This window comes from Gottfriedia sp. NPDC058432, assembly GCF_042721555.1.
In the GTDB taxonomy this organism is placed as follows: Bacteria; Bacillota; Bacilli; order Bacillales; family Bacillaceae_G; genus Gottfriedia.
The window spans coordinates 22,200-42,846 of sequence record NZ_JBHXLC010000009.1 but is presented as its reverse complement, the minus strand read 5'-3'; the positions used below and the strand labels follow the sequence as shown (position 1 = coordinate 42,846).

General features: G+C 33.2%; 18 protein-coding genes and 1 other annotated feature. Of the genes, 4 read left to right on the top strand and 14 right to left on the bottom strand.

Features of this window, described 5'->3' with window-relative positions; translation table 11 throughout:
* Nucleotides 1–56: 56 nt before the first annotated feature.
* The gene (locus ACFWM3_RS10995; protein WP_056476797.1) at nucleotides 57–779 is read right to left on the bottom strand and encodes a Bax inhibitor-1/YccA family protein; all 723 of its coding nucleotides are present in this window, start codon (nucleotides 777–779) and stop codon (nucleotides 57–59) included.
* 127 nt (nucleotides 780–906) lie between these two features.
* A complete protein-coding gene (locus tag ACFWM3_RS10990) occupies nucleotides 907–2,292 on the bottom strand; it encodes a glycine--tRNA ligase (protein WP_390311348.1) in 1,386 nt (461 codons plus the stop codon).
* 80 nt (nucleotides 2,293–2,372) lie between these two features.
* Nucleotides 2,373–2,552 (bottom strand) — a binding site (T-box leader).
* Between the two features lie 211 nt (nucleotides 2,553–2,763).
* Between ACFWM3_RS10990 and ACFWM3_RS10985 the strand changes: the two genes are divergently transcribed.
* Nucleotides 2,764–3,198 carry a hypothetical protein gene (locus ACFWM3_RS10985; protein ID WP_390311347.1) on the top strand — a complete coding sequence of 145 codons (435 nt, stop codon included), beginning with the start codon at nucleotides 2,764–2,766 and terminating at the stop codon, nucleotides 3,196–3,198.
* Nucleotides 3,199–3,442: 244 nt separating this feature from the next.
* Here the strand turns inward: ACFWM3_RS10985 and ACFWM3_RS10980 are convergent, their stop codons facing one another.
* The 11 genes from ACFWM3_RS10980 to ACFWM3_RS10930 all read right to left on the bottom strand — a co-directional run bounded on the left by ACFWM3_RS10980 (nucleotide 3,443) and on the right by ACFWM3_RS10930 (nucleotide 18,175).
* On the bottom strand, nucleotides 3,443–4,150 hold the full coding sequence (locus ACFWM3_RS10980; RefSeq protein WP_056476791.1) for an ABC transporter ATP-binding protein: 708 nt from the start codon (nucleotides 4,148–4,150) through the stop codon (nucleotides 3,443–3,445).
* A gap of 18 nt (nucleotides 4,151–4,168) precedes the next feature.
* Nucleotides 4,169–4,939 carry an ABC transporter ATP-binding protein gene (locus tag ACFWM3_RS10975; RefSeq protein ID WP_056476790.1) on the bottom strand — a complete coding sequence of 257 codons (771 nt, stop codon included), beginning with the start codon at nucleotides 4,937–4,939 and terminating at the stop codon, nucleotides 4,169–4,171.
* Between the two features lie 16 nt (nucleotides 4,940–4,955).
* Entirely contained in the window at nucleotides 4,956–6,224 is a 1,269-nt protein-coding gene (locus tag ACFWM3_RS10970; protein WP_390311346.1) for an ABC transporter permease subunit, read from the bottom strand.
* A gap of 9 nt (nucleotides 6,225–6,233) precedes the next feature.
* Nucleotides 6,234–7,217, bottom strand: coding sequence for a branched-chain amino acid ABC transporter permease (locus ACFWM3_RS10965; protein ID WP_056476786.1), 984 nt, complete (start codon nucleotides 7,215–7,217; stop codon nucleotides 6,234–6,236).
* Nucleotides 7,218–7,350: 133 nt separating this feature from the next.
* Entirely contained in the window at nucleotides 7,351–8,532 is a 1,182-nt protein-coding gene (locus ACFWM3_RS10960; protein WP_056476785.1) for a branched-chain amino acid ABC transporter substrate-binding protein, read from the bottom strand.
* Between the two features lie 320 nt (nucleotides 8,533–8,852).
* The gene (gene parC, locus ACFWM3_RS10955) at nucleotides 8,853–11,285 is read right to left on the bottom strand and encodes a DNA topoisomerase IV subunit A (RefSeq protein ID WP_390311345.1); all 2,433 of its coding nucleotides are present in this window, start codon (nucleotides 11,283–11,285) and stop codon (nucleotides 8,853–8,855) included.
* Nucleotides 11,285–13,258: a DNA topoisomerase IV subunit B gene (gene parE, locus ACFWM3_RS10950; protein ID WP_390311344.1), complete on the bottom strand. Its 1,974-nt coding sequence runs from the start codon at nucleotides 13,256–13,258 to the stop codon at nucleotides 11,285–11,287. Before parE ends, parC begins: the two co-directional genes overlap by 1 nt.
* 514 nt (nucleotides 13,259–13,772) lie before the next feature.
* A complete protein-coding gene (locus ACFWM3_RS10945) occupies nucleotides 13,773–14,183 on the bottom strand; it encodes a CoA-binding protein (protein ID WP_056476782.1) in 411 nt (136 codons plus the stop codon).
* Between the two features lie 247 nt (nucleotides 14,184–14,430).
* Entirely contained in the window at nucleotides 14,431–15,624 is a 1,194-nt protein-coding gene (locus ACFWM3_RS10940) for a S1C family serine protease (protein WP_390311343.1), read from the bottom strand.
* Between the two features lie 81 nt (nucleotides 15,625–15,705).
* Complete coding sequence (locus ACFWM3_RS10935) at nucleotides 15,706–17,496, bottom strand: sensor histidine kinase (protein ID WP_390311342.1); 1,791 nt, start codon at nucleotides 17,494–17,496, stop codon at nucleotides 15,706–15,708.
* Nucleotides 17,497–17,500: 4 nt separating this feature from the next.
* Nucleotides 17,501–18,175 (bottom strand): response regulator transcription factor, encoded by a 675-nt coding sequence (locus tag ACFWM3_RS10930; RefSeq protein WP_390311341.1) that lies wholly within the window; start codon nucleotides 18,173–18,175, stop codon nucleotides 17,501–17,503.
* A gap of 176 nt (nucleotides 18,176–18,351) precedes the next feature.
* Here ACFWM3_RS10930 and plsY point away from each other — a divergent pair, with 176 nt between their 5' ends.
* The gene (gene plsY, locus ACFWM3_RS10925; RefSeq protein WP_056476774.1) at nucleotides 18,352–18,954 is read left to right on the top strand and encodes a glycerol-3-phosphate 1-O-acyltransferase PlsY; all 603 of its coding nucleotides are present in this window, start codon (nucleotides 18,352–18,354) and stop codon (nucleotides 18,952–18,954) included.
* A gap of 83 nt (nucleotides 18,955–19,037) precedes the next feature.
* Here plsY and ACFWM3_RS10920 read toward each other — a convergent pair whose 3' ends face one another.
* Nucleotides 19,038–19,460 (bottom strand): acyl-CoA thioesterase, encoded by a 423-nt coding sequence (locus ACFWM3_RS10920; RefSeq protein WP_056476772.1) that lies wholly within the window; start codon nucleotides 19,458–19,460, stop codon nucleotides 19,038–19,040.
* A gap of 140 nt (nucleotides 19,461–19,600) precedes the next feature.
* Between ACFWM3_RS10920 and ACFWM3_RS10915 the strand changes: the two genes are divergently transcribed.
* Nucleotides 19,601–19,762: a hypothetical protein gene (locus ACFWM3_RS10915; RefSeq protein ID WP_172795449.1), complete on the top strand. Its 162-nt coding sequence runs from the start codon at nucleotides 19,601–19,603 to the stop codon at nucleotides 19,760–19,762.
* A complete protein-coding gene (locus ACFWM3_RS10910) occupies nucleotides 19,743–20,636 on the top strand; it encodes a prohibitin family protein (RefSeq protein WP_056476771.1) in 894 nt (297 codons plus the stop codon). Before ACFWM3_RS10915 ends, ACFWM3_RS10910 begins: the two co-directional genes overlap by 20 nt.
* Nucleotides 20,637–20,647: the final 11 nt, after the last annotated feature.

Sequence of the window (20,647 nt, the reverse complement as noted above, 5' to 3'; positions counted from 1 at the left end):
ATATAGTAAAAAACCTTACTTTCATTTGAGAGTAAGGTCTGACTGACTAAAATTATTTAATCGCGAAGCCTCGAAAGGAATCGAAGTGCTTCAATATAAACCCAAATGACTGTTACTAATAAACCAAAAGCACAATACCATTCGAATTCTTTTGGCGCACCTTGTCTAACACTCTTCGTAATTAAATCAAAATCCAAGAATAGATTTAATGAAGCAATTACTAGAATCGCTAAACTAACAAATATTCCTATTGGACCAGATTGATGGATGTATGGAATTGGAACATGGAAAAGTTGAAGGACCATCGTTAATAAATAAAATAAAAATACACCGATTGTTAAGCCGAAAACAATTGATCTAAAACGGTGCGTTACTTTTACAAGTCCCGTAGCATAACAAATTAATGTTCCTGCAATAATTGCAATTGTTAATAACACAGCTTGTAGGACAATCATTCCATATGACGCTTCGTAAACAGCTGAAATATTTCCAATTAGAATCCCTTCAACTGCTGCATAAATAGGTGTAGTAATCGGCGCAATTCTAGGAGAAAAAGATGTTACTAACCCAATAATGAATGCAACAATTAAACATCCAATAAACACTTTAGAATTAAGTGTTCCAGTAGCCGTTAAATAATATGAGTATCCTGCTGTTGCGATTAGTAAGATTAATGCGATTATTGTTTTACCAATTGTCCCGCCCATCGTCATCGCTTTAGCAGAATGTCTTGATTTCGCTAATTGTTCAGAATTTAAGATAGGATTTGAACTTCTCATTTAAACTCCTCCTTTATTTTATACCTTTATTTTACCATTTTTAGTAAATTTCTTAAACTTTAAACAAGCTTTAGTAAAATATATGAAAAAAGATGTCCAAAAGGACACCTTATTTCAAAAAACTAAATTAAAATTTAATTTTATTTGCTAAAAATGATTGTAATTCGCTTATTGCAACACGAGTTTGCTCCATTATGTCACGGTCACGAACTGTTACTTTTCCATCTTCAATTGACTCGAAGTCGTAAGTGATACAGAAAGGAGTACCGATTTCATCTTGACGTCTATAACGTTTACCAATTGAACCAGTTTCATCAAAATCAACATTGAAATCTTCTGCTAAAGAAGCAAATACTTCTTGTGCATTTTCTGATAATTTTTTTGATAAAGGTAAAATTGCTGCTTTATATGGTGCTAATGCAGGATGTAGACGCATTACTGTACGTGAAGTACCATCTTCTAAAGCCTCTTCTTCATAAGCATCAATTAAAAATGCTAATGTAACACGATCTGCACCTAATGATGGCTCGATACAATATGGTACGTATTTTTCATTTGTAATTGGATCATGATATGTGAAATCTTCTGTTGAATATTCCATATGTTGTTTTAAATCATAATCTGTACGAGACGCAATGCCCCATAATTCGCCCCAACCAAATGGGAATTTATATTCAAAGTCAGTTGTCGCGTTACTATAGTGTGATAATTCATCTGCACTATGTTCACGTAGACGAAGATTTTCTTCATTCATACCCAAAGCTAAAAGCCATTTATTAGCAGTTTCTTTCCAGTAATTATACCACTCTAACTCTTCACCAGGTTTACAGAAGAATTCAAGCTCCATTTGTTCAAATTCACGAGTACGGAACGTGAAATTTCCTGGGGTAATTTCGTTACGGAAGCTTTTACCGATTTGAGCGATACCAAATGGAACTTTCTTTCTCATTGTACGTTGAACATTTTTAAAGTTTACGAAGATACCTTGTGCTGTTTCAGGACGTAAGAAAATTTCATTCGTACTTGACTCTGTAACACCTTGGAATGTTTTAAACATTAGGTTAAATTGACGAATATCTGTAAAATCATGGCTACCACAATCAGGACAAGCAATTTTATGTTCTTCAATTAATTTAGCCATTTCTGAAAATGGAAGACCATCAACGATAATTTCCATACCTTTTTCTTCAAGTGCATTTTCAATTAATTTATCTGCACGATGACGAGCTTTACAATTTTTGCAATCGATCATTGGATCATTGAAGTTACCAATATGACCTGAAGCTTCCCATGTACGTGGATTCATTAAGATTGCTGCATCTAATCCAACATTATATGGACTTTGTTGAACAAACTTTTTCCACCAAGCTTTTTTCACATTATTTTTTAATTCAACACCTAGTGGACCATAATCCCACGTATTTGCTAAACCACCGTAAATTTCAGAACCTGGGAATACAAATCCTCTGTGTTTAGCATGACTTACTACGACATCCATCGATTTTTCTGACATTTCATTTGCCTCCAATTTTCAATTGTTTTTTGAAAATGCAAGAATGAAATAAAAAAGCTCTCATCCTTAGGCATTTTCTGCCTAGGGACGAGAGCTGTATATGCACCCGCGGTTCCACCCTAGTTGACAATTAAAAAAATTGTCCACTTTAAGAATTAACTCAGGAATGCCTTTCGCTAAAGGTTTTGATTGAGCTCGCACCATCCTCAATTCGCTATACAAAATAATCTTTAGGTACTTCTTTCCGTCAACGTTATACGTAATAAATAATATGTTGTTATTTTAACAAAGTGACATTGATTAAGTCAAATATTATTATGAACATTTATGATAAAAAAATACGGTGAATTTTTTGAATATTTTTGGAAAGCAAACATGTAAAGATAAAACCTTTACAGTATGAGCATTAATTGGTATGATAGAAAAGTTGTTTTATTTATATACCTATACTATCAGAAGGGAGTGCTAGTTTTGAGTAGCAGCATTTTTTTAAAGAAAAAGAAACGTTCAGCAGTATTGCTTGATAAACATCATTCCATTCGTTTATTAAAGACAAACAAAAAGCGAATCGTGAACAAAAGAAACAATAAAATAAAAGGGTTCGAACAATTACTTGTTAGAGAATTAAACGAGGAAATGATTTCAACTTCAAACAGTACGGTAAATGAAATTTCTAAAAATGTAAATGTAAATACAGTAGTGATCGAAGGACTTCCAGTAACATTTCTTCTAAAGCTTGGAAAAGAGTTTTTCTCAGATTTAGAAGCAGTGAAGTACTATTATAATAGTAAACATGAAGATTTTTACAAGAATCGTAGTTTACTAGAGGAATCACTTCAAACTTCAATTAACAATGTTTCAAGTGAAGAACAATTAAAAGTTTCGGAATTTATTTCTAATAAATAATAATTTCATATTAATGAGGGAATCCTTAAGGGGTTCCCTCTTTTTATTAGTGTTGAGAAAATCGTAGTTAAAATCCAACCGATCGAACTGCAAATAAACCTTAGGGAGCAGCAAATAAGTGACTTATCTACATCGATTTACATCAAAAAAGGGATGTTCACTTGTCAGTTGACCTGACTTATGAAACACCCTCTATTTTACTTAATCTATTTTTGATAGTTCGTATTGATTAATTGCAGATTCATTATGCTAAATATGCTTTTTTCACTTCTTCATTATTCATTAATGTCTTACCTTCACCAACCATTTGAATCTCACCAGTTTGAATTACATAGCCACGGTGGGCAATTTGTAATGCTTGGTATGCGTTTTGTTCGACTAATAAGATTGTCATTCCTTGTTTGTTTAGTTGCTCAATGATTTCAAATATTTGTTCAACGATAATTGGCGCAAGACCCATGGATGGTTCGTCTAGCATTAGCAATGATGGTCCCATCATCAGTCCTCTGCCAATCGCTAGCATTTGTTGTTCTCCTCCACTCATCGTACCGCCTTTTTGGTTTAAACGCTCTTTTAGTCTTGGAAAATAATCAAATACCATTTCCATACGTGCTGCGATTAGTTTTTTATCTTTAACTGAGAAAGCACCCATCTCTAAATTTTCTTTTACACTTAATTTAGAAAAGATCCTTCTTCCTTCAGGTACATGTGCGATTCCTTTTAAGGCAATTTCATGTGCTTGTAGCTTTATAATTTCTTCACCTTTGTAAATCAGCGTTCCAGATTTTGGTTTAACTTGGCCACAAATCGTTTTTAGAGTAGTAGATTTTCCAGCACCGTTACTTCCAATTAGGGTTACAATTTCACCTTCATTTACTTCTATGTTAATATTTTTCAGTGCTTGAATACCACCGTAAAAAGAGTTAATATCTTTTAATTGTAATAGCGTCATCTTTTCGTACTCCTTTCACTATGCAGTAGTCACTGCACTTTTTCCTAAATATGCTTCAATTACTTTTTGATTATTTCGAATTTCGAGTGGTTTTCCTTCTGCAATTTTTTCGCCATGATCAAGTACAAATAGATACTCGGATATTTCCATAACAAGCTTCATATCATGCTCGATTAAGACGATCGTTAAGTTAAGGTCATCTCTCATTTGATAGATTAAATCTGTCAATTCTTTCGTTTCTTTCGGATTCATTCCTGCGGCTGGTTCATCTAAAAGTAAAATTCTTGGTTGTGATGCTAATGCACGAGCGATTTCAAGTCGTCTTTGTGCACCGTATGATAGACTCGATGCTTCCTCATTATATACATCAGCCAATCCTACGTATTCTAACCATTTATATGCTTCTTTCATCGCCGATTTTTCTGCTTTTTTAAATCTAGGTAAATGGAATATTGTTGAAAAAACACCATACTTTATATGCTGATGCATTCCTACCATGACATTTTCTAGTGCAGTCATACTACTAAATAAACGAATATTTTGGAATGTACGCGCGATCCCTTTTTTATTAACTGTATGTGGCTTTAGCCCAACTAAACTCTCATTGCCTAGCAAAATCTCACCACTACTAGGAGTATAAACCCCTGTAATCATATTAAAAAATGTTGTTTTCCCAGCTCCATTCGGTCCAATTACCGCTGTAATTGAGCCTTCTTTAATGTCAATATTTACATTATTAACAGCTGTTAAACCGCCAAAGTTTTTCGTTAAATTCGTTGTTTTTAACATTTGATAACCTCCTTTCTTATAATGAAACTGTGCGTGTTTTTTCTTCGACTACAGTTTGATCTACGACGTCTTCTTTTGGAACAACCTTATTTTTGGCAGGCAATAATCCTTTTGGCCTGAAAATTGCTGCAAGTACTAAAATAAGCCCAAAAATCATACGCTGCATTTTAGAAGGCGATAGAGCCGGTGGTAAATTAATGACTCCATCTAATGTTAATTGGTTTAAATAGTTTGTTACTTCTGTTAATACTTGTAGATTTAAGATCGTTACAAGTGCTGCTCCAAGGATGACACCTGGAACACTACCCATTCCGCCTAAAATAACCATTACTAAGATCGTAATCGATTCAAGTAACGTAAAGCTTGTTGGGTCAATGAACATTTGCTTTGCAGAGAATACTACTCCCATCATTCCTGAGAAAGACGCACCGATTGCAAATGCAATTAATTTCGTACGTACTAAGTGAATACCTGATGCTTGTGCAGCGATTTCATTCTCACGTACCGCCTTCCAAGAACGTCCAAGTTTAGAATCTTGTAATCTAGTAACAGCTAAAATGACGATTGCTAAAACAACTAACACGACATAATAAAATTGACCAGAACTATCAATCTCTAATCCAAAAATAGTTGGAGCTGGAATAGAAGAAATCCCTTGTGCTCCTCCAGTAATATTTACCGGTTTATCTAAGTTATTAAATACAATTCGTATAATTTCTCCAAATCCAAGTGTTACAATTGCTAAATAATCACCTTTTACACGAAGTACTGGAATACCTAATAATACACCTGCTATTGCAGCGATAATTCCACCGATTATTATAAATACCCAGAATGAGTTTCCTGAAAAAGGAAGGAAATCAAAATGTAAGAAATTCGTAACTTGTTTAGTCGAAAAAATTGCATAAGTATATGAACCGATTGCAAAGAAGGCAACGAATCCTAAATCAAGTAGACCCGCTAAACCAACTACTACATTTAATCCAAGTGCCATTGCTACATAAATTCCAACTAAAGTAGCTACACCCATATATGATTCAAAAGCTGTACCTTGTGATGCAACATACGGCATGATCACCGTTAAAACTAGTATTCCAATGCTCCATTTTAATTTGACTGGAAAATTAGTTTTATATAATAAGTAAAGTGAGAACAAGATTAATAGAAATGCCGTTACAGATTCTTGCAATAGGTATAATCCTAATGATGTAACAACGATATACGCTCCTAAGAAAATTCCTTGAAGTTTGTTTGATTGTTTCAACCCACTTAATAAGCTCTTCATCTAATTCACCTACACTTTCTCAGCTACAGGTTTACCTAATAAACCTTCTGGCTTGAATATTAGAACTAGAATTAAAATTCCAAATGCAACTACATCTTTATATTCTGACGGGAAAATGCCATGTGTTAAAGTTGATAAATTTGTTGCTGCAAACACCTCAATTACACCGATTAATAAACCGCCAAACATCGCGCCACGGATATTTCCGATTCCACCTAATACTGCAGCTGTAAATGCTTTTAGGCCTAAAATAAAACCGATGTACGGATCAATTGTGTTGTACTGTAATGCAAATAGTACACCAGTTGCACCACCTAATCCAGAACCTAAAAAGAATGTTAATGAGATGACTTTGTTAACGTTTACAGACATTAATGATGCAGTTTCACGATCCTGTGCAACTGCACGCATTGCTGTACCCCATTTTGTTTTATTGATGAAGTAATCTAATGAAATCATCATTACAACTGCAACGACTAAAATAATAATTGATGCTGATTTAATTTGTGCATTTCCAAATGAAGAAAGAATTGAGCTAGTTTTAATTTGGTGTTGTCCTGAAAATAGTGATGGGCCAGTAATAATGTAATTTCCTTCTTTTAATTCAGCAATAAAACGGACGATATCTTGTAGTAAAAATGAAATACCGATTGCTGTAATTAATGTAATTAATTTTGGTGCTTTTCGTAATGGGCGATACGCTACTCTTTCAATCCCCATTCCAAGGAACCCAGTTGCTAATGAAGCGATAATTAAAACAATTGCTAACACGATAATTGCAGGTAAACTACTTAATAAACCTAACCCAGTAAATGTAATTAATACTGCAGTACCAATAAACGCACCCGCCATGAATATTTCACCATGTGCAAAGTTAATTAGTTCCAATATCCCATAAACCATCGTGTAACCGAGTGCTACGATTGCATATACTGCTCCTAAAACAAGACCGTCTATTAGTACTTGAGGTAGAGTTTGGATTACTTCATTCATGTATTAGACCTCCTATAAATAATATAGTTTATTTCAACTTCCAAAATTTTACAATTTTCTCACCTTAATTAGAGAAAAAGAGTATCACGTTTTACGGGATACTCTTTTTTTGACTGGTAGGGTTTGTTTCTAATTATGGTTTAGTAACTTCCCCTTCTTGAGTACCAGGATATTTAGCTTCTTTAAACGTATAAATAAATACTTTCGCGTATTTGTTGTCACCTTTATCGTCGAAACCAACCTTAGTTACTACACCATCATAATCTTGGACTGCACGTACTGCTTTTTCAACTTGTTCACGAGTTGGCGTTTTTCCTTTGTTATCGTTAATCGCATTTTTTAATCCTTCTAATAAAACGCCAGCAGAATCATATCCGTAAGATGAGAACGATTCGATGTTTTTATTAAATTTCGATTTGTATGCATCAGCAAAAGCTTTACCTTTATCTGTTTTTAACGTGTCACCAGCTACTGAAGTATAGTAGAAGTTTTTAACAGCATCTCCTGCGATGTCAACTAAACCTGAAGAATCCATTCCATCTCCACCCATGAATGGGATGTTCAATCCTTTTTCACGAGCTTGCTTTAATAAAATTCCTCCTTCAGCATAAAGTCCACCAAAGAATACTAAATCAGGCTTTTTCGCAATCGCATTATTTAATACACCACTAAAGTCTTTATCACCGACTGAGATCCCTTCTTCACCTACAATTTTAACGCCTAATTTCACCGCAGCAGCTTTGAATTCATTTGCTAAACCAGTTCCGTAAGGTGTTTTATCTTGTATGATAAAAATATTTTTAGCTTTTAAAGTTTTAACAGCGAAATTTGCACCTGCAGGACCTTGGAAGTCATCACGAGCACAAATTCGGTTAACTACCCCTAATCCACGATCAGTTACTTCATTTGCAGTATTTGAAGGAGATACCATTACGATATGGTCTTTCTCATACTTAACAGAAGAAGGAATTGCTACACCAGAGTTTAAGTGTCCTACAACACCAAGGATTTTATTGTCTGCAGCTAATTGCTCAGCATTTGCTACACCTTTTTTCGGATCCCCTTGGTCATCATAAGGTACAATCTTTAAATCAAAGCCTAATTTTTTAAAAGCTGCTTTTTGATCCTCTAATGCAAGCTGTGCTCCAAGTTTAATGGATTCACCTAAAATTGCATTATTACCAGATAATGGAGTATTTGTAGCAATTTTAATGACTTGGTTTCCATCCTTTGAACTACTAGTACCACAGCCTGCTAAAATACCCGCAGTTAACGATACTGATGCTAAAATTGCAAATCCCTTTTTAAAAACCATATGTACGCCCCCTTAACAACCTATTTTTTGAAAATTTAAAATTCTTAAGAAAATAGTAAGCTATATTTTTTCGTTAGACAAGTTCTTTTGAATCAAAATATTTCGACAATTCTGTCGATTCTCTGTTATTATAGGCAATTATTACCATTAAATAATCAATAAAAAACTTTTTTCCTTATTTTCGAAATATAAAATTAATAGATTCTAATGTGTTTTCTTTGGTTTATTCCTAAAAAATCATTTTACTAGTATCATTTTACTTTTTTTCGACAAATTCGACAAAAAAACCTATTCCAAATAGCTTGGAATAGGTCTTTTTTTTAATTATTTTCTTCTTTTTTATATCGAATGATTGTCTTTATTTCACCAGAATCATCTGTATCCATAACAAATGAACCATTACTATACTGATCACTATTTCTTAAATCAGTTGGGTCAACTGTCTCAAATTGTCCGGATTTACTTAATAAAGCAAACATATCATTTTCATTTATTGCATATACCCCAATTAACATATGAGGATTATTTTTTAAATCTCGAAGTACTTTAACACCACGTGTACCTCTAGAACTTTGAGGAATCGTATCGAGTTTCATCTTTTTAATTGCCCCTCGATGTGTTGCACAGAATATTTCTTTCACTTCATTACTAATCTTGTCTGCAGAAACAACAAAATCATTATCCTTTAAGTTAATCCCTTTAACTCCACCAGCTCTTAAGCCTTGAATACTAATCTCTTCTGCATTAAATATCAATGTGTATCCTGAATTTGTAGCCAACAACACTTGATCAGTTTCTGAAATGACACCAGCAAAAATTAAGGAATCATCAGACTTAATTGACATACCGACAAGTGGTTTAGAATATCGTTGTACTTTTAATTGCTGTATACTTGTACGTTTTACAACACCATTTTTAGTGACAAATAAAATAAAATCTTTATTTTCTTCAAAATTATTTACGACTGTAGCAGAAAGAATTGCTTCATCACGCTCAATAGGAATAATATTAGCAACATGTTGCCCCATATCTTTCCATCTGATATCCTGCATTTCATGAATTGGTAAATATAAATAGTTACCTTTTGACGTAAATAAAATTAGTGTATCTGTCGTTGTACTTTCTATTTGGTAAATTAAACGATCGCCTTCTTTCATACCGTAATCTTTACCATTTGAAGCTGAAAAAGATCTTGGACTTGTTCGTTTAACGTATCCTTCACTTGTAACAGTGACAATCACGTCTTCTTGAGCAATTATATCTTCTCTAGCAATTTTAATTTCTTCAATCTCTTCTTGAATTGTCGAACGTCTGTCGTCTGCATATTTTAACTTAATTTTCTTTAAGTCTGTTTTTATAACTGACAATAATTTTGCTTCACTGTTTAAAATTGCTTCAAGCTGTTTAATCTTTTTATCTAACTCATCTGCTTCTTCTTGTAATGCAGTAATATCAGTATTTGTTAAACGATATAACTGTAACATTACAATCGCTTCAGCTTGTTGTTCAGTAAACTCAAATTGAGCGATTAACTTATCTTTTGCATCGCGTTTATCATTTGCAGAACGGATTGTTGTAATCACTTCATCTAAAATCGATAAAGCCTTCATTAAGCCTTCTACAACATGTTGGCGAGCTTTTGCTTTTCTTAAATCAAAGTTTGAACGATTTGTAATAACTTCTTTTTGATGTTCAATATAAGCATCAAGAATTGCAGGTAATGACATCTGTTTTGGTGTACGATTATAAATCGCAACCATATTGAAGTTATAAGGTATTTGAAGCTCAGTATTTTTATATAAATAATTTAAAATTGCTTCATTATTTGCATCTTTTTTCAGTTCAATGACAATACGTAGTCCAGTACGATCTGTTTCATCACGTACTTCCGTAATTCCATCAACTTTTCGATCAAGACGAACCTCATCCATTTTCTTTACTAAATTCGCTTTATTCACTTCTGAAGGAATTTCTGTAATGATTAATGCCTGTTTTCCACCGCGTAAATCCTCGGTATGAACACGACTTCGAATAATGATTTTTCCTTTTCCTGTTTCATAAGCTTTTTTTATTCCATCTACACCTTGAATAATCCCTCCAGTAGCAAAATCAGGACCGTGAATTACAGTCATTAATTCATCTACTGTACAGTTTTTATTTTCAATGCGCATAATCGTCGCATCGATAACTTCTCCAAGGTGGTGCGAAGGTATTTCTGTTGCATATCCAGCAGAGATTCCCGTGCTACCATTAACCAATAAATTTGGAAACATTGATGGTAAAACCACTGGTTCCATACTTGTATCATCAAAGTTGGGCACAAAATCAACTGTTTCTTTATCAATATCTCTCAATAGTTCACTTGCTATAGATGATAACCTAGCTTCCGTATAACGCATAGCTGCTGGCGGGTCTCCATCAATACTACCGTTATTCCCATGCATTTGAACTAATACATTTCGTAATTTCCAATCTTGACTTAGACGTACCATCGCATCATAAACAGAAGTATCACCATGAGGATGGTAATTACCAATTACGTTTCCGACTGTTTTAGCAGATTTACGGTAAGGCTTGTCTTGCGTGTTTCCTTCAACGTGCATTGAATACAAAATACGACGTTGAACTGGCTTTAATCCGTCACGAGCATCCGGTAATGCTCGTTCTTGAATAATATATTTACTATATCGACCAAAACGGTCACCTATTATATCTTCTAAAGGGATATTATATAATTTTTCCGATGATTGCATCAGACATTGCTCCCTTCTGATTCTACTTCAACTTGCTCATTGTTTAAAATTTTATCTTCTTCATCTAAATCAAATACTACATTTGATTCAATCCACTTACGTCTAGGTTCAACTTTGTCGCCCATTAAAGTAGTTACACGACGATCCGCTCTTGCAGCATCATCAATTTTCACACGAATAAGCGTTCTAGTTTCTGGATCCATCGTTGTGTCCCAAAGTTGGTCAGCGTTCATCTCACCTAGTCCTTTATAACGCTGAATCATATACCCTTTACCAACTTTTTTGATTGCATCTTGTAGGTCTACCTCTGACCAAGCGTATTCAATTACTTCTTTTTTTCCAGTACCTTTACTTACTTTGTATAAAGGAGGTAAGGCAATATAAACTTTACCAGCCTCTACTAATGGCTTCATATAACGGTAAAAGAAAGTTAATAAAAGTACTTGAATATGCGCTCCATCTGTATCAGCATCGGTCATAATAACAATTTTGTCATAGTTAACATCTTCAATGTCAAAATCACTACCTACTCCTGCACCAATCGCATGAATAATTGTATTAATCTCTTCATTTTTCATTATGTCCGCTAGTTTTGCCTTCTCGGTATTGATTACCTTACCACGTAAAGGCAAGATTGCTTGAAAACGTCGATCACGACCTTGTTTAGCACTACCACCGGCTGAATCACCCTCTACTAGGTATAATTCATTTTTCTGTGGATTACGTGACTGTGCAGGTGTGAGCTTACCGCTTAATGAAGTTTCTGAACGCTTTCTCTTTTTACCACTTCTAGCTTCTTCTCGTGCTTTTCTTGCAGCTTCTCTTGCTTGGTAAGCTTTTATCGATTTTTTTACTAATGAAGTTGCAATGTCTGGATTTTCTTCCAGGAAATACGCTAATTGATCCGAAACAACTGAATCAACAGCTGATCTTGCTTCACTAGTACCTAATTTACCTTTTGTTTGTCCTTCAAATTGAAGCAGCTCTTCAGGAATTCGTACAGATACAATTGCAGCTAATCCCTCACGAATATCCGCTCCATCTAGATTTTTATCCTTTTCTTTTAAAAGACTCACTTTCCTTGCATACTCATTAAATGCTCTTGTTAAAGCGGTTTTTGCACCAACTTCGTGCGTACCACCATCTTTTGTACGAACATTGTTTACGAAAGATAGCATCGTTTCTGAATACCCATCGTTAAATTGGAAGGAAAATTCAACTTCTATTTTATTTTGTAATCCTTCAAAGAAAACAACAGGATGTAATGCTTCTTTTTCTTCGTTTAAATACGATACGAATGCTTCGATACCGTTTTCATAATAAAACTCTTCGAACGCATCATGTCGTTCATCTTTAATTGTAATTTTTAAACCTTTTAATAAAAAAGCTGACTCTCTAAGTCTTTCACATAAAGTATCAAAGTTGAAATTTGTTGTACTAAAAATAGTCGGATCTGGTTTAAAGTGAATCGTCGTACCAGTTCGTTTTGTCTTACCAACGACTTCTAATGAAGTTACTGCTTTACCTCCATCTTCAAAACGTTGCTTGTAAATTGCGCCCTCACGGTGAATTTCAACTGTTAACCATTCTGATAAAGCATTAACTACTGATGCACCAACACCATGCAGACCACCACTTGTTTTGTAGCCGCCTTGTCCAAATTTACCACCTGCGTGTAATACAGTTAAAATAATTTCTGGAGTCGGTTTTCCCATTTTGTGCATTCCAGTAGGCATCCCACGACCATGGTCTTTTACGCTTAAGCTATTATCTTTATGAATAATCACATCTATTTGTGTCCCGTGACCAGCTAATGCTTCATCTACAGAGTTATCTACGATTTCATAAACTAAATGGTGCAGACCTCTACTATCTGTGCTGCCAATATACATTCCAGGTCGTTTACGTACAGCTTCTAAACCTTCTAGTACCTGTATCGCATCTTCGTTATATGTTGTTTCATTCTTTGCCAACACCATTTCTCCTTTCTAACTAAACACTTACATAAGAACATCTGTTCCATTATATCATATTATAAATAAAATGTTTCTTCTAATCGTTCATGTTAATGGTTTTTTTCCTAACTTACAAGTCGAACATGAAAAAAAAAATAGGACAAGTTCATAAAAAGCTGGATTTTAGAATCAAGAAAATACAGGTTTAAAGTTGAAAATTGGAAAATTAGCTTAACAAAATTCAAATTTAATTTGGCACTTTAATTGCTTATTTATTTTGAAGTTTGTCTACTCAATTTCTCGGTATTCCCTTTCTTAATCCCTACTCGATCTTCCGTTAAAAAAACTCACTGATTAACAGTGAGCCAAATTTTAAAACAAATTTCAAAAATTTGATTTTCAGACTGCTTGCAAGCGCTTGACTTTCGAGGCGCGAAGGCTAGTGAGAAGCCGAGTTACCATAAGTGGTAATGAGCAACATAGAAAGAGAGCGTTTGGCAGCTATTCTGAAACAGTGAGCTTTTTTAACGGCCTATCTAGTCATTGCATGCTCTACTTTAATACAACGATCCATAATGACTGTTTTACCATTTTCTTTTAACAATTGATATGCTTCTTCGTTTTCGATTCCAAGCTGTGCAAAGAAAACATCACAATCAATTTTTAGAAACTCTTGTGCTACAGGTAATAGGTGTTCAGGTCTTCTAAATACATTTACAATATCAACTTTTTCATTTATTTCTGTTAAACTCGCTACCGCTTTTTCACCTAATACAGTATCAACTGTTGGGTTTACTGGAATAATTTTATATCCAGCATCTTGCATTGCCTTACTTACCATATAAGACGTTTTAGACGGGTCTCCTGATAATCCAACAACTGCAATTACTTTACTTGATTTTAAAATTTTGCCAATTTCTTCTCTTGATGGGTATTTACTCATATGCTAATCACCCTTTCTGTTTGCATAAATAAGCGCTTCAAACTGTTAAAAACGCTCGCTTTCTTCGTTGCTTCGTCTGACTGCGGTGCTCATTACCTGTTTAGGTAACTTTCGCTCCTCATCAGCCTTCGCGCCTCGAAAGACAAACGTTTTCAATCAGTTTGAACAATCAAATATATGTTACATATTAAACTTTTCGCTTATTTATTATTCTTTTATCATATTTCTTAAGTCAATTGCCTGTCAATCATTGACTAGAAGCTAATGTTAATGTTGAATTCGTTAATTTACCGTTACGGTAATAAGTAATCTTTAATTTATCTCCAACTTTTTTGTGTGAGTATAGGTATTCTCTCACAGTAATTACGTCACTTACTGGTTTGTCATCAAGTGCAACTATAACGTCTAATTGTTTCATTCCAACTTTCGCAGCAGGAGTATTTGGATCAACATGTGTAACAACTGCACCTTTAGTCACTGAACGAGGTAATTTTAATGTTTCTTCGATATTAAATTGCGGTATTTCATCAAGTGATTTTAAGCCTACACCCATTACAGGTCGAGTCACTTCACCGAATTTTTCGATTTGATCTAAAGCTGGTTTTGCAATATTCATTGGGATTGCAAATCCAATACCTTCAACAGCTTGTTCGGCAATTTTACTTGAATTAATCCCGATTACTTCACCTTTTGCATTGATTAAAGCACCACCACTATTACCAGGATTAATCGCAGCATCCGTTTGAATTACTTGAGTTTGGTAATCTGCAACTCCATCTCCATCGATATCTTGTGGTATTTCACGCGCTTTACTACTTACAATTCCTTCTGTTACAGTACTTTCTAAAAATCCAAGTGGGTTTCCAATTGCAATAGCAGTTTCACCTACGTTAATTTTTTCTGAATCACCTAATTTTGCGATATTTGTAACATATTTTGCATCAATTGCTACAACAGCTAAATCTAATAATTCATCTGTTCCAACAAGTTTAGCATCAATTAATTGACCATCTGCCATTTTTACTTTTAATTGTTTTGCACCAGCAACAACGTGGTTATTTGTAGCTACTAAAGCTTTATTTCCGACTTTTTTATAGACAACACCTGAACCAGATCCAGCTTCTTCAGTTTCCATTGAAAATGGATTTGATGATTGATAATTATTAACGCCTACTACAAATTTGCGAGCATTTTGAATCGTAGTTGTTAAATCTTCCCTTGTTACATTAATAACTTGTGTAGGTACGGTATTCGTATCATTTGATAAATTTGCAGGTTTATTTGTTAAGTTAAAAATATCCGGGGATACGATTGAGATTGTAACAGCTCCAATTATCGCTCCAATAAAGCCTGTAACAAGAGGATACCCTCCACGTCTACTTCTCTTTTGTCTTTTATGATTATTTTCATCGTTTAAATCTGTTTCATCATAATATCCCATAATTCATTCCTCCAATATGTAGGTATCTTTAATTGATATTAATTTAACCCACGCATGTGTATTTGCTGTGAACTTTTTGATTTAATTCAAATATTTTTTCAAATTAAAAATAAATTCAACTCCATCTTTCTTATTATGAACTTTTATAGTTGAATGATGTAAGTCAAGGATTGTTTTTACGATTGCTAAACCTAAACCTGTTCCACCATTTTGTCTATTTCTAGATTCATCAATTCGATAGAAGCGATCCCAAATTTTATCAATTTTGTCAGCAGGAATTGGATTACCTTCATTAAAAATAGAGATATTTACATATTCCCCTTCATCTAATAAATTCATTTTTATCACATTACCTGGGTTACCATAATGGATTGCATTTGAAAGGATATTAATGATCACTTGTTCTATTTTTCTTTTTTCACCTATTACGAGCGTAGCCTCATCTAGATTAAAATTGAAATTACAATGATTACTACTATTTTCAAACATACGAATAATCAAATGTTCGATGCAATCCACAATTAAGAAAGGTTCACTTTTAAGTGTGTATGTACCCGATTGAAGTTTGGAAAGTTCTAGCATATCGACAACTAAGCCGTTCATCCAATCAACTTCTTCAAGGATTACATCTGCATAATAACCATTTTTTTCAATATTTAATCCATCTTTTAAACCTTCTGCATAACTTTGCACAATACTCAGTGGCGTTTTCAGCTCATGTGAAACTCCACTAATAAACTCTTTTCTTGTTTGTTCTAACTGCTTTTCTTTTTCAATATCCTTCATTAATTTAACATTTGCCTGCTGTAAATTTTCAATCGTACTAGCTAAATTCTCAGATAATGAATTAATGGATTTTGATAATTGTCCAATTTCATCATCTGATTGAATATCGATTTTCTCGTTAAAATTTAACTTTGCTAATTGATCTGTTACAGAGTTCATTTTCAATAATGGCTTCGTAATCAATTTCGAATAGTAAAAAGAAACGATCACAATCAATAATAAAGCTATAATAAATGCGTAAATATAAAAATCTTTTAAAACGTACATTGCTTCATTTACTGGTTGTAGCGATGTAATGGCAAAAATAACTTCTTTTGAACCTTTACTAGTATTAATTGGGTATATAAAAACTTTATTTTCTAATCCATTTACTCGGTCTAAATAGCGATAAATTAATGGAAAATCCTCTTGAGTATATTTAGAAAAATCTTCATTGCTCTTTGTCCAATCAGTTATCGCACCCATTAATGAGTTCATTTGAGCTGAGTATGTATATTGATTTGCAATTGGTAAATGTAAATTAACAACTTTCCCTTTAATTTCAATATTCACCATTTCCTGAAGACTATCTTTAGTTGACAATTGAATAGTGTTAGAAGGTTGATTTTCCTCTTGCCACACACCTATATTCGTTTTTATATAAAGTGGAATAAAGTAATCATCTTGAACATAACCTCGGATTGTAATCTTCGAATTTTCTTTAATATTAAGACCTAAAATACGATCTATTTGATCCGAATATAATAAATTATTTAAAGGTACATATACCTTTTTCCCTTCATTTGTAAGAACAGTTAAATCAAAATTATTCTCAGCTTTTAGTACCCCTCTTTTATCTAAAACCGCTAAAGTTGTATTGTATTTCGAATATAGTTTTGATAATTCTTGTTGAAACTGATTACTGTTAAATTTACCTGCTTTATACCCTTTAGCAAATTGTGTTAGTTCCTCTGTTACAATATTTACTTTCTTATTCGTGTAAAAAGATTGCATAAAGATTGATTGACCAACAAATACAATTAATAAAAAAATAACTAATAATAACGTTATTGATAAAAAAAGTTTACGGACTATACTATTTTTCATCTTCTTACTCCTCAAACTTATAGCCAACTCTAATAACTGTTGCTATATGCTTTGCTTTGTCTCCCAATTTATGTCTAAGTTTTTTTATATGTGTATCAACTGTTCTTCCATCACCAAAATAATCAAAGCCCCAAATATTATTCAATAATTGATCTCTTGATAAAACGATGCCTTTATTATCAATTAAATAACATAATAATTCGAACTCTTTATTCGTAAGTTGTAATATTTCATTATTAATTGAAGCTGTCCTTGATGACGTATTGATCATAATTCCACAAATCGTTTTAGAATCTTTATCTTCTTCTTTTAGATCAGCTGTTCTTCTTAGTACACTCTTTGCTTTTGCTACTAGAATTTTAGGACTAAATGGCTTTGTCACATATTCATCTGTACCAAGATCAAACCCAAGTAATTGATCTTCTTCTTCTGAGCGAGCAGTGATCATGATGATAGGAATACTTGATTGCTCCCTAATTAACTTACAAACTTCCCATCCATCTAATTTCGGTAGCATTAAATCTAAAATAATTAAATCTACTTGATTTTCGTTAAATTTTTTTATGCCCTGTTCTCCATCTTCTGCTTCGATCACTGTAAATTGATCGTTTTCGAAATACTCTTTTACGATTTCTCTTAATCTTTTTTCATCTTCAATGATTAAAACTGTCGGGTTCATATTTTTTTCCTTCCGTTAACATTGGTATATATAAGTAATTTTTCCTAAAATAAAATGTCCTTTATTTCCTCATTTGAATTAATATTCTAAAGCAACTATCTATATATTCGCTTAAAATTGTGATAAAATCATATGATACTGCACTAATTTATTATTGTTTGAAAAGGAGCTAGAAAATGAGTTTGGTCATTATTGTACTAGCCTATTTAATCGGATCTGTACCATTCGGTTTAGTAGTTGGAAAAATATTTTACGGAGTAGATATTCGTCAACACGGTAGTGGAAATCTTGGTGCGACAAATACATTCCGCACATTAGGTAAAAAAGCAGGCATTATTGTAACGCTTGGAGATATTTTAAAAGGAACACTAGCAGCTTCTCTACCTGTATTATTCCATTATCATGGAATTCACCCTTTAATTATCGGCCTAGTTGCTGTTGTTGGTCATATGTACCCAATATTTGCCGGTTTTAGAGGTGGTAAAGCGGTAGCAACCTCTGCAGGGATCTTGTTATATGCATCGCCACTACTTTTTATCTGCTTAATTATTATCTTCGCAATTAGTTTAAAAACAACAAAGTACGTTTCACTTTCGTCAATGTTAACAGCTTTTATAGGTACAATTTTAGCTTTTATAATGGAATACACAGGACTAATTAAAGACAATGGGTATATAATAACTTATATTTTGATTGTACTTACAATCTTTGTCGTATATAAACATCGTCCAAATATAAAAAGAATTAAAGAAAAAACAGAACCAAAAGTAAAATTTTAAAAGCAAGATTAGAGATTGAAGATTAATGTTCTTTTCGTCTCTAATCTTTTTTTCATTCATGCTGTTTTTGCTTCTTCTATCGCTTATTCCTGTCCCATCGCCTTCTCGTATGCTTCATACCAGTCAGGGAACATTTTCTTAAATTTAATCGGTCTAAAAGTTTCTTTATGAACAAGGACATGAGTTGAATTTCCTATACAGCAAATATCGCCTTCTTCATTAACGATTTCATATTCATAGATCACTTTAAGTGGTGTAAGTGATTTTATTTTTGTTTTTACTTTAGCAGACTGTCCATATCGTAGACTTTTCTTGTATGAAACATTCAAATCAATCACTGGAGAAATAACACCTTGTGATTCCATTTCTGCATAATTAAAGCCCAAATCTTTTATTAATTGAGTTCGTCCAATTTCAAACCATACTAAGTAGTTTGCATGGTAAACAACACCCATTGCATCTGTTTCTGCATATCTTACTTCAACTAATTTTTCTGAAATTAACATATATTCACCTCTTATTCTTCTACAGAATACTTTACCAAAAAATTAATAATTGTTCTATTTTTTAACTTATCCTAAATGTTATAATTTTCTTATAATAAATTAATAATTTTCTAACAATAGAAATTTGGAGGTCGATCTTCTTGAAGGTTCTAGTGGGCTCAATCTTAATCATCCTTCTTTTTTTATTCGGGGTATGGCTTCTTCTTTCTCCTACATTTGAAAAAATTGGTGAGAAATCAGCTAAAGTAAAAAATATTTTAAAAGATAAGGGGGACAAACATAATGGAAATTCGTCCAAATGAAAAAAGGAAATCATTTTTTAGCCGTAAACTAATTGGAGGAATCATTGCGGGTATTGCACTGATCTTAATTGTAGCAATTCCAACTTTATTTATTGAAAAAATTACACCTGGTTATGTAGGGGTTGTCTATTCACCAAATGGAGGTATTCAGAAAAATACCTTATCACAAGGTTGGAATTTTGTAGGTTTATTCGATAAAGTTACTGAATATCCAGTCCGACTTCGTACTGTAGAATATAAAGACGTTGCATTAGCTACTTCAGACGGTAAAAGGATTGAAATGGATTTATCATATACATATAAAATTGATCCTTCTAAAGTAGTATCAATGTTTAACGAGTTTGGACCTGTGTCAATCGAAGAAATTGAGGATACATATTTAAAGAAACGTTTACAAGATGCAGCCCGAATAGCCGTATCAAAATACACAGTTTTACAATTATACGGCGAGAAATCAAGTAATGCCTCAGCTGATATAGAAACAATCTATAAAGACGATGTAAAAGTACTTGGTTTCTTTGTTGAAAATTTAACACTAGGAACGCCTAAACCAGACGCAAAAACACAGGATGCAATTGATGCACGTGTTCAGGCTGCCCAAGAAAATGATCGTAAAAAAATTGAACTTGAAACGGCTAAAATAGAGGCAGAAAAGAAAAAAGTAGAAGCAAAGGCTGATGCCGATTCACAACTTATCCGAGCACAAGGTCAAGCAAAAGCGAACCAAGTAATCCAAAAAACATTAACCAATGAATTAATTGAATACAAAAAAGCAGAAAAATGGGATGGAAAACTCCCTACTGTCTCAGGCAGCAACTCAAATATCATTCAATTCCCACTTGATCCAAATAGTGATAAAGAATCAAAAAAATAAATATTTCTCCT

Bases quoted from the DNA above. Each gene is read 5' to 3' on its own strand.
- ACFWM3_RS10995 (WP_056476797.1), bottom strand. From the start codon at position 779: ATGAGAAGTTCAAATCCTATCTTAAATTCTGAACAATTAGCGAAATCA.
- ACFWM3_RS10990 (WP_390311348.1), bottom strand. From the start codon at position 2,292: ATGTCAGAAAAATCGATGGATGTCGTAGTAAGTCATGCTAAACACAGA.
- ACFWM3_RS10980 (WP_056476791.1), bottom strand. From the start codon at position 4,150: ATGACGCTATTACAATTAAAAGATATTAACTCTTTTTACGGTGGTATT.
- ACFWM3_RS10975 (WP_056476790.1), bottom strand. From the start codon at position 4,939: ATGTTAAAAACAACGAATTTAACGAAAAACTTTGGCGGTTTAACAGCT.
- ACFWM3_RS10970 (WP_390311346.1), bottom strand. From the start codon at position 6,224: ATGAAGAGCTTATTAAGTGGGTTGAAACAATCAAACAAACTTCAAGGA.
- ACFWM3_RS10965 (WP_056476786.1), bottom strand. From the start codon at position 7,217: ATGAATGAAGTAATCCAAACTCTACCTCAAGTACTAATAGACGGTCTT.
- ACFWM3_RS10960 (WP_056476785.1), bottom strand. From the start codon at position 8,532: ATGGTTTTTAAAAAGGGATTTGCAATTTTAGCATCAGTATCGTTAACT.
- parC (WP_390311345.1), bottom strand. From the start codon at position 11,285: ATGCAATCATCGGAAAAATTATATAATATCCCTTTAGAAGATATAATA.
- ACFWM3_RS10945 (WP_056476782.1), bottom strand. From the start codon at position 14,183: ATGAGTAAATACCCATCAAGAGAAGAAATTGGCAAAATTTTAAAATCA.
- ACFWM3_RS10940 (WP_390311343.1), bottom strand. From the start codon at position 15,624: ATGGGATATTATGATGAAACAGATTTAAACGATGAAAATAATCATAAA.
- ACFWM3_RS10935 (WP_390311342.1), bottom strand. From the start codon at position 17,496: ATGAAAAATAGTATAGTCCGTAAACTTTTTTTATCAATAACGTTATTA.
- ACFWM3_RS10930 (WP_390311341.1), bottom strand. From the start codon at position 18,175: ATGAACCCGACAGTTTTAATCATTGAAGATGAAAAAAGATTAAGAGAA.
- plsY (WP_056476774.1), top strand. From the start codon at position 18,352: ATGAGTTTGGTCATTATTGTACTAGCCTATTTAATCGGATCTGTACCA.
- ACFWM3_RS10920 (WP_056476772.1), bottom strand. From the start codon at position 19,460: ATGTTAATTTCAGAAAAATTAGTTGAAGTAAGATATGCAGAAACAGAT.
- ACFWM3_RS10910 (WP_056476771.1), top strand. From the start codon at position 19,743: ATGGAAATTCGTCCAAATGAAAAAAGGAAATCATTTTTTAGCCGTAAA.